General features: G+C 50.4%; 4 protein-coding genes. 3 read left to right on the forward strand and 1 reads right to left on the reverse strand.

All coding sequences use genetic code 11. The features are described from left to right. Positions 1–229 precede the first annotated feature (229 nt). On the reverse strand, positions 230–547 hold the full coding sequence (locus Q0072_RS12405) for a helix-turn-helix transcriptional regulator (RefSeq protein WP_298330546.1): 318 nt from the start codon (positions 545–547) through the stop codon (positions 230–232). 123 nt (positions 548–670) lie between these two features. Here Q0072_RS12405 and Q0072_RS12410 point away from each other — a divergent pair, with 123 nt between their 5' ends. The 3 genes from Q0072_RS12410 (at position 671) to Q0072_RS12420 (ending at position 2,215) form a co-directional block, all read left to right on the forward strand. Continuing rightward, positions 671–1,138: a hypothetical protein gene (locus Q0072_RS12410; protein ID WP_298330549.1), complete on the forward strand. Its 468-nt coding sequence runs from the start codon at positions 671–673 to the stop codon at positions 1,136–1,138. Between the two features lie 37 nt (positions 1,139–1,175). Next, positions 1,176–1,787 carry a hypothetical protein gene (locus Q0072_RS12415; RefSeq protein ID WP_298330552.1) on the forward strand — a complete coding sequence of 204 codons (612 nt, stop codon included), beginning with the start codon at positions 1,176–1,178 and terminating at the stop codon, positions 1,785–1,787. 197 nt (positions 1,788–1,984) lie between these two features. After that, positions 1,985–2,215, forward strand: coding sequence for a carbon storage regulator (locus tag Q0072_RS12420; protein ID WP_298330555.1), 231 nt, complete (start codon positions 1,985–1,987; stop codon positions 2,213–2,215). Positions 2,216–2,681: the final 466 nt, after the last annotated feature.

Consider the following 2,681-nt stretch of genomic DNA (forward strand, 5'->3'; position numbering starts at 1 on the left):
CAGGCAGCGGCCGTGATCTTCCGCGGTTATGTCGTCAACTGGCCGTTGCGTTTACCATCAAATCTTTGATTATTTTATATTTTTTTCTTTTTTTTTGCAACACTTGCCGCGCAATGGATGTTGCATCCGTGCGGTAGGCGGGGCGCTGCCGAATGCAGGGCGCGGGGTCGCCCTAGTCGAAAATACAGGTCTGAGCTCGAACGGTGAAATCCTGTCTGCGGCGGCTCGGCTATTTCGAGTCGCGTAACGTCGGACGATGCGCTTGAGGCACCGTTACGGAAGTTGACGCCGCCAACGCGGGTGGCCCTCCCAGAGCATTTACTAAAGTACCCACGAAGTCGCTCGAGGAAAAACCGATCCCGTCCAGGTAGGTGATCAGATCAATTACGTCGATACGTCGTTCCCCACGCTCACATTTGCTGACAAAGCTTTGGGTCCAGCCGATTCGAGTCGCCAGCTCCTGCTGAGTCAAATCCGCTTGGATTCGCGCTTCACGTAGGAGTACGAGGAAGACTTCGTACGGTTGTTGATGCTGATCTGGGTGCATAGCCTTGACGTCTCAAGGCCATGGAAGGTAAACACCCAACCAAAATAGTCCAAAATCGACTTATACTGACCCCCTAAGGCAACGCGCAGTTTTCACATCACGCCATGCGTCTGGAGGTCAAAGATGATTGACAGTGGTAAAAAGCATTCAGATCGGGAGATTATGTTCTGGGACAAGCAACTCGCCATGTACATTTTAAGCCACTCTCTTTGCGATACGGACCATATCAGGAAAGCATGGTTCATTTGGATGAAAAATGGTTTGCGTCAATGGCCAGCACAGCGGCAAGGAACGCGCTTTAAGGATCCGTACACGGCGTGTACCAATCACTTGATGAAGAAACCTGGAATGTACTGCGAAGGGCTTTACATCAATAATTTAATTGATGTTCCAGAAATAGCTATATGGGCAGTAGACGATGATGGTCTCCAGTGCTTCTCACATGATTTAACGATGCCTCATGGCCTTCACGGCTGTGATTTCGAAATGCAAAAATGTCAAAAGCTCCGCAATCAGCATTCTGTACAAGGACCGTACTTATTCAGCGAAGATCCAACCGTGATTAAATATTTTGGATTGCAGACTATTTAATTGGGGCAATATCGGGGCCTTTTCGGGATGCAATTCTATGGATGAGGCGAAAGAATTCCTCGATCGGATTCGCCAGGGATTGCTGGCCCTGAAAGACATTGTCCATGCGGATCAACTGCAATGGATCGAGCATTCTAGCAAAAGCCGAATATCGTCCCCTAAAGAAGCAAGTTCAATAGTTTTTTTTCTTGAACGAGTTGCACTTGATTCCCGTCAGTTTGAACTCGCCGGCCTATGCAGGTACTTACACGAAAAATATAATGACTTTGAATTCAAGAATACCGATACCTCGGTCCGAGATTTCTGCGTAATTTTTAATGACAAGAAATTGTTAGAGATAAGTGAATCTTTAACCCCGAGTGATATCGGAAGTCTATTCAGGCCGCGCATTCACGGTGCATACATTAATCTACTGCTAAAAGAACTTGGCCTAGTAAATCCGTCAGCAGGGGGATGGGTTGCTACGGAAGCTGGACTAGTTCATGCAATACAGCGCGCACATCGCGACGGCAAGAAGCCCGTTGTGATTTGGAAGTCTTCCGTTATTGAAATTATTCGGGAAGCTGTTCTAGCGGGACTCATTAAACATTTGCCAAATCCGTGGAAGCTATCCGGCAAGCGAAACACCAAGCGGCAGTGCTCAACCTGATTTGTATCTGATCACAGCATCCCCATCGCTGGCCTGCCCTTAATTATTCTGCTGTGCCGCGACTTAATAAGCTGTCGGCATTGATCGTAATGTGCGGCTAAAGTCGGGGCGTCAGGCTTGTATGAAGCTTTTTTGTCGAGTTGCTATTCTGAAGCGCTAGTGCCATAAATAAAGCGCAGCTCACACGGAGGTGAACCATGCTGATACTCACGCGCAGCGCCGGAGAGAAGATCCGGATCGGGGCCGACATCGAGGTGCAGGTCGTTGCTGTCAAGGGTGGCCAAATCCGGATAGGCATCCTTGCGCCCCTTGATGTCCGAGTCGTTCGATCTGAGCTTGTCGATCCGACAGAAAAAAAGCCGCCGCGACCGGTCTATCTGCCGGATGGCCAGACGCCGAAGCGCGACCTGAGACGCCGTTTGGGGTGATGTCGCAACGCGTCTGTTCGATTGGCATTCGGACCTGCGCGCCGCCGTTGTTCGAAATCGAGATCTTCGATCGGCCGCACGAAACTAAGAAGGTGACCTCGACCCGTACGGCGACGTGAAGGGGCCAGATCTAATTGCGTGCTGACAGCCATCGGCCTTCTGGAAACGACCGACAGGTCGGTGACGGCACGCAGAAAAGCCAGCCGTGTGCTCGGGTTCAGGACCTTGGCCGCGAAGAAACGGTGACCCAGATTGCTTGGCGATCGCTGCGCAACCGGTCCAGGTGTTTTTGCCCGTATTGCACCTAGGGAATCTCTGAATAACCCGCGCAAAGGGCGTGCTCAACGGCCGAAGTTGAACCTACTTTCCGCGTCCACTCATGGCTATCATTGTCTTTTGAGGTTCCAAATAGAGCCCAAGCGTCAAAGCGTCATAACGGTTGAAAAAGGTTTCAAAATAGAACCTA

This window comes from Asticcacaulis sp., from assembly GCF_027484505.1.
Taxonomy (GTDB): Bacteria; Pseudomonadota; Alphaproteobacteria; order Caulobacterales; family Caulobacteraceae; genus Asticcacaulis.

What these genes read in the sequence shown, in the direction of transcription:
- Q0072_RS12405 (WP_298330546.1), bottom strand. Translation starts at nt 547, where the DNA reads ATGCACCCAGATCAGCATCAACAACCGTACGAAGTCTTCCTCGTACTC.
- Q0072_RS12410 (WP_298330549.1), top strand. Translation starts at nt 671, where the DNA reads ATGATTGACAGTGGTAAAAAGCATTCAGATCGGGAGATTATGTTCTGG.
- Q0072_RS12415 (WP_298330552.1), top strand. Translation starts at nt 1,176, where the DNA reads ATGGATGAGGCGAAAGAATTCCTCGATCGGATTCGCCAGGGATTGCTG.
- Q0072_RS12420 (WP_298330555.1), top strand. Translation starts at nt 1,985, where the DNA reads ATGCTGATACTCACGCGCAGCGCCGGAGAGAAGATCCGGATCGGGGCC.